The 6,077-nt window shown below is 63.0% G+C and carries 4 protein-coding genes and 1 pseudogene; all 5 read left to right on the forward strand.

Features of this window, described 5'->3' with window-relative positions:
• Positions 1–342: 342 nt before the first annotated feature.
• Complete coding sequence (locus tag HWE17_RS28110; protein ID WP_217916922.1) at positions 343–2,712, forward strand: membrane-bound PQQ-dependent dehydrogenase, glucose/quinate/shikimate family; 2,370 nt, start codon at positions 343–345, stop codon at positions 2,710–2,712.
• 11 nt (positions 2,713–2,723) lie between these two features.
• The gene (locus HWE17_RS28115; RefSeq protein WP_081922411.1) at positions 2,724–3,374 is read left to right on the forward strand and encodes a TetR/AcrR family transcriptional regulator; all 651 of its coding nucleotides are present in this window, start codon (positions 2,724–2,726) and stop codon (positions 3,372–3,374) included.
• 211 nt (positions 3,375–3,585) lie between these two features.
• A complete protein-coding gene (locus HWE17_RS28120; protein WP_176391072.1) occupies positions 3,586–4,320 on the forward strand; it encodes a hypothetical protein in 735 nt (244 codons plus the stop codon).
• A 154-nt stretch (positions 4,321–4,474) separates the two neighbouring features.
• A complete protein-coding gene (locus tag HWE17_RS28125) occupies positions 4,475–5,794 on the forward strand; it encodes a hypothetical protein (protein ID WP_176391073.1) in 1,320 nt (439 codons plus the stop codon).
• Positions 5,795–5,861: 67 nt separating this feature from the next.
• A pseudogene (locus HWE17_RS28560) lies at positions 5,862–6,077 on the forward strand (hypothetical protein); the annotation flags it as partial.

Here is a 6,077-nt window from a genome sequence, read left to right on the forward strand (position 1 = left end):
GGCCCCCACCCCAGCTTTTCCGGTGCTGAGCCCTGAGCATCATTGGATACTCCGAGCGACGCACAAGGCTGGGGTCAGACCCAGCGGGTCTGACCCCTTAGTCGCCCTCAACACCCCATCCCCGCCAAAAATCAAGCTGCCACATCATTTTTTCTTTCCTTGCGTCAAAAATCGGCATAAAATGAAACCGTACAGTACAGTTTCACTACGTGGATTTAAAAAAATCAGCCATCCCCGGCGTGTTGGCCCGGGCAGGGGAGGCGTCATGGATAAAAAATGGACACTTCAGTAAATAAAGGAGCGCCGGCGATCCCGGCGGTCTTCAGGGGCAGGCGGCTTGCCTTGACGGTTTTTGGCGTTTTTCTTGGCTTTTCCGGCCTGGCCCTGGCGGCGGGCGGCATCGAACTCATTACCCTCGGCGGTTCCTGGTACTACCTGCTGGCTGGTCTCGGCCTGCTCCTCGCCGGCGTGCTGTATCTGCGCCGCAAACCCATCGCCAGCGGCGTTGTCGCCGTGCTGGTCATCGCCACCCTGGCCTGGGCCGTGTGGGAAATCGGCTTTGCCTTCTGGCCCATGGTGCCGCGCCTGGCGCCGTTCCTCGTCATCGGCCTGGTGGCCGCCTTGCTCCATCCGTGGCTGGCGGGACGCAAGCACACCGGCCAGTCGCGCGGCTTCGCGGCCCTGTTCGCCGTCGTGCTGGTGGCCGGTTTCGCCGCCATGTTCCAGCCGCACGGCGTGCTCGATGCCACCGTGCAGCCGCAGCAGGATGCGCTGGCGCCGGTGAACGGCGGCAGCGCCAACTGGGCGCATTACGGCTATGGGCCGAAGGGCACGCGCTTCGCGCCGTACACGCAGATCGACAAGCGGAATGTCGACCAGCTGCAAGTGGCGTGGACCTACCGCTCGGGCGAGGTGGCCGAAGGCGCGTCCGAATCGCAAAACACGCCGCTGCAGATCGGCGACACCATCTATACGTGTACGCCGACGAGCAAGGTCATCGCGCTCGACGCGGACACGGGCAAGGAACGCTGGACTTTCGATCCGAAGCCGGCCAACATCAAAACGTGGAACCGCTGCCGCGGCGTGGCTTACTACGAGCCGGCCAAAGTGATAAAGCCATTCCAGTTTGACGGCATGGCCGCGGCCAGCGCGCCGGTGGCGGGCGTGTGCGCCAAACGCATCGTGCAAGTGACCATGGATGCGCGCCTGATTCAGATCGACGCGCAGACGGGCAAGCAGTGCGAGGGCTTCGGCGACAAGGGTTCCGTCGACCTGACCGTCGGCCTGGGCAAGGTCAAGATGAACGTGCCGTACTACGCCTACACGTCCGCGCCCACGGTGGCGCGCAACCTGATCATCCTCGGTGGCTGGGTCTTCGATGGCCGCTCCACCGATGAACCGTCGGGCGTCGTGCGCGCCTACAGCGCCGACACGGGGGAACTGGTGTGGGCCTGGGACCTGGGCAATCCGGCCATCACCAAGCTGCCGCCGGAAGGGCAGACCTACACGCGCAGCACGCCGAACATGTGGTCGGCGCCCGCCTTCGACGACGAATTGGGCCTGGTCTACCTGCCGACGGGGAACGAGCAGCCCGACTTCTGGGGCGGCAAGCGTCCGCCGCTGACGGAAAAATACGCGTCGGCCATCGTTGCCCTCGACATGGCCACGGGCCGCGAGCGCTGGACGTATCAGACCGTCCACCACGATATCTGGGATTACGACGTGGCCGCGCAGCCAGCCCTGTACGATGTCCCGGACGTCAAGGGCGGCAAAGGTGGAAAGATACCCGCGCTGGTGCAGCTGACCAAGCGTGGCCAGATCTTCATGCTGGACCGCCGCACGGGCAAACCGATCGCGGACGTGGTGGAAAAACCTGTGCCGCAAGAGCACGCGGCCGGCGACTGGGTGGCAAAAACGCAGCCATATTCCACCGGCATGCCGGCCCTCGGCGCGGAAACGCTGACGGAGCGCGACATGTGGGGCGCCACCTTCTTCGACCAGCTGGCCTGCCGCATCAGCTTCCGCAAGCTCAACTACCAGGGCGAGTTCACGGCGCCCAGCACGAAAGAGACCTTGATCTATCCGGGCTATTACGGCGGCTTCAACTGGGGCGGCGCGGCCGTCGATGAAAGCAATGGCTATATGTTCGTCAACGATATCCGCATGCCGCAAGTGGTCAGGCTGGTGCCGCGCGAAACGGTGGACGTGGCCAAGCTGACGGCTGGCCACGGCGTGGGCAGCACCTATCCGATGGATGGCACGCCGTTCGTCATCGACCACAAGGCTTTCAATTCGCCGCTGGGCATACCGTGCCAAAGCCCGCCCTGGGGCGTGTTTGCCGCCATCGACCTCAAGACGAAGAAAAAAGTATGGGAGCGTCCGGCAGGCACGGTGCAGGATGCGGTGGTCAATGGCGTCAAGGCGAGGCTGCCCATCCCGCTGGGCATGCCCACCCTGGGCGGCGGCATGAGCACGGCGTCCGGCCTCGTGTTTTATGCGGGCACGCAGGATTACTATTTGCGCGCCATGGATATCGCCACCGGCCGTGAAGTGTGGAAGGCGCGCATGCCGGTCGGTTCGCAAGGCACGCCGATGACGTATGTGTCGCCCAAGTCGGGTCGCCAGTACGTGGTGGTGGTGGCGGGCGGCGCCCGCCAGAGTCCGGACCGGGGGGATTACGTGATAGCATACGCGCTTCCCAAGACACAGTAAGAGTTAGCTTCATGCCCCAGTTGCGCACCGTTCCCGCTTCCCCGAGTACCCGAAGCGAGGAGCGGCGGCGCAAGCTGCTGGTGGCGGCATCCAGACTCTTTCTTGACTCCGGCTACGACGGCGTCAGCATGGACGCCATCGTGGCCGAGGCGGGCGGCTCGAAAGCCACCGCCTACCGCTATTTCGGCAGCAAGCAGGACCTGCTGGTGGCCGTGGTCGAATACCTGTGCGCCGATTTCATCATCGCGCTGCGCCAGCTCGATACCTCGCAAGTCGGCCTGGAGCAGGGTTTGCAGCTGATTCTCGATGAACTGGTGGCCGTCGTCACCAGCCCCCGCCACGTGGATTTCTACCGCCTCGTCGTCACGGGCGCCGCCGCCGTGCCGGCCGTGGGCCTCACCTGGTACGAACATGGCCCGCAAGTGTGGCATGCATTGATCCTGCGCCTGCTGGAACAGCAGCGCACCCAGGGCCGTATCGCGCCCGACACCTCGTTTTCCAACCTGCCGCAGATTCTCTTCGACGCCGTCTTCTCGCACCTGACCACGCGCACCGTCATGCTGGGGCAGGGCGGCGATGCGGCCACGTTCCGGCCCTTGATCGCGGAGCTGATCGAGCTGGTGCTGGCGCGGGTGGGATGTGGCCGTGTGCCGCCGCGTTAAGCTGCACTGAAAATCACCCCCCTTTTTTCCACGGATTTGCAAGGGCATCCGAGCCACGTTGCCGGCCTGATTCCGCCTGTCTTATCGGCCGGAGACTAGCCTCCGGCGCCGCGTCTGGATGATTTAAAAATAAATTTGTAATTGTGATAATGCGAGTGTTTTTAGCATTTTTTTATGATTATATTATTCACTGGCATGACGGAAATGAGCAATGTGCTTGATTTACGGCCATTCGACAGTTTCACGCACTTCCAGCATGGCTTTTCCCAGTTCATTTCCCGATTCATTCTTGAAGGGTGCGATGATGACAATACTGTTTAATGACTTGTCCTGGAATCAACAAGAGCAATTCAAGTCCACATGCCGGCGCCATGGCATCGATCCAACCGCCGTTCGGGCGACACTATCAACCGAAAATATGGGCAAGGGCGTCTTGTGCGGCCATCCGGCGGCCAGTTCCGCTTTCCCCCCCGATAATATCGTCCAGGTCGACAGCATAAAACAGCTGAAAGCCCTGGGTCGCGGTGAAGGCGTGGACGATGTTCTCGGCGCCACCGGTGCGGCCGAGGTCAGCTACCCCGCGCCGCTGGCCGAGATGGCGATGCCGGACCTGGCCGCATTTGGCGGGAAGGCCGTCAAGCTGCGCAACAGCCTCTCGCGCCCGCAATTCCAAGCCGTTTCCGACGCCATGAACGCCTACCTGCTCGGTGATTCAAGCCGCGTCGCGGACTATGAAGACTACATCAACACGCTGCACTTTCCGCTGCAAATGGCCGTCTACGCGGTGACCGACCTGGAAATCACGGCTGCCGATCCATTGCTGGTCGACAATTCGAGCGCGCCCACCAGCCTGATATTCGGCACGGTCACGGTGCAGCCGGGCGGCTATATCGAGGCGCGGTCCACATTGCAGATGAATGTGCAAACCATGACCATCGTTTCCTGATCTCGTCACCGAGAATGTCGTAATTGTCACGTTTTATTTTCAACATCACATGCAGTTGATGTTTCGTGTCGAGATCGCGAATATTAACGAATGGCTTCATTCCCATAATATGGCTGATGACTTGACGGATTTTTATCCAATCTGAAGGAGCGAGATGATGGTTAAATACTTTAAAGATCTGAGCGACGAGCAAGTAGCGAAATTCAATGCGCGCTGCGCCCAGCTCGGCGTGGATCCGAGCAAGATTCAGACCAGCGTGACGACCGCCGGCGCCGAGAACGGCCTGCACTGCGGGCATCCCGCCGCCAATTCGACTTTTCCTCCCGCGAACATCCTCAAGGTCGCCAATGTGGCGCAATTGAAGGCCCTGTGCGCCTGCAAGGACGAGGATTATGTGCGCGGGCTGGAAAGCGATGCCCAGGTCAGGTATCCGCAACCGCTCTCGGAGCTGGCGCTGCCGCCGCTGTCGTCCCACGGGCGCGACGTGGCTTTGATCGAGAACTTCATGACCGAGACCCAGAAGGCGGCGGTGGTGCAGGCCTTGCACGCTTTCCTGGTGGGCAACTCGAACAAGGTCAAGGATTACGAGGCGATCATCAACGCGATCCATTTTCCGATGTCGCTGGCGGTCTACGCAGCCCAGGACATCACGATCACCGCCGCCAATCCGCTGGTGCTCGATTCCGACCAGATCGGTTTGTACAATTTCGGCGTCGTGACGGTGGAGCCGGGCGGCAGTATCCAGGTCGTCACCGCCGCCCAGATGGATTCGCAGGTATTCAACGGCCAGACAGCGTTGGGCGGTACCGGCGGCACCGTTCCGACCATTAACTTCCGGGGTGCCAACGGCAGCGACGGCACCGACGGCACGGCCGGCACCAACGGCAGCAACGGCGGCAATGCCGTGCAAGGCTCGCCGAGCGGCAATAACTGCGATTGCAACAATCCTTCGCCGGTGGCCGCCACGGCCAGCGGCAACGGCACTGCGGGCAGTGCCGGCACCCGGGGCGCGGACGGTTCCATTTCCGGCACCTCGGTGTTTTCGCTGGGCGCGATCTCCGGTCCGATCCAGGTGACCTACATCGGCGGCGTGGGTGGCAAAGGCGGCGCCGGCAAGGCTGGCGGCAATGGCGGCAATGGCGGCAACGCGGCCGGGGCGGCGGCTGCGCCGTGCAATAACTCATACGCCGGCACCCCGTCCGGTAATGGCGCCAATGGCGGCAACGGCGGCAATGGCGGCAATGGCGCCAACGGGCCGAACGTGACGATCTATTACACCTCGATCACATCCGACACCACGTTTTCGATCGACACCTCATCGATCGCCGCCGGCGCGGGCGGCGCGTCGGGCGCCGGCGGCGCGGCCGGCAGCGGTGGCACCGGCGGCGGCACGGCCGGGAACCCCGGCACGGCAGGCGTGCCCGGCATCACCGGTTCTCCAGGTACCCTCTCGGCGCGTCTGCAACCGGCGTAAGGGCAGCTTCACGACTGTGGGTGACCTCCCCGCGCAAGCCAGCGCGGGGTCTTGAAAGGGAGAAGAGATGACTACTTTTGATGGCAGCACTGCAGTGATACGTCTGCTTGGCCAGGATGCGATTCCGGTCCCGGACGCCGCCGCCGGCGCCGCTGGCACGGCGGGGGCCGCCGGTACGGCGGGCAGCTTGACGTCTGGAAAGTGCTGCAACTGTTCCAGCAACGGGAGCGCCGGCGGACCTGGCGGCTTTGGCAATAATGGTTCGCCCGGCGGGCCGGGCTGG

The sequence above is a fragment of the Janthinobacterium sp. BJB401 genome, from assembly GCF_013372745.1.
In the GTDB taxonomy this organism is placed as follows: Bacteria; Pseudomonadota; Gammaproteobacteria; order Burkholderiales; family Burkholderiaceae_D; genus Janthinobacterium; species Janthinobacterium rivuli.

Excerpts from the sequence above, each read along its gene's own strand:
- HWE17_RS28115 (WP_081922411.1), top strand. The coding sequence starts at position 2,724 with ATGCCCCAGTTGCGCACCGTTCCCGCTTCCCCGAGTACCCGAAGCGAG.
- HWE17_RS28120 (WP_176391072.1), top strand. The coding sequence starts at position 3,586 with ATGTGCTTGATTTACGGCCATTCGACAGTTTCACGCACTTCCAGCATG.
- HWE17_RS28125 (WP_176391073.1), top strand. The coding sequence starts at position 4,475 with ATGATGGTTAAATACTTTAAAGATCTGAGCGACGAGCAAGTAGCGAAA.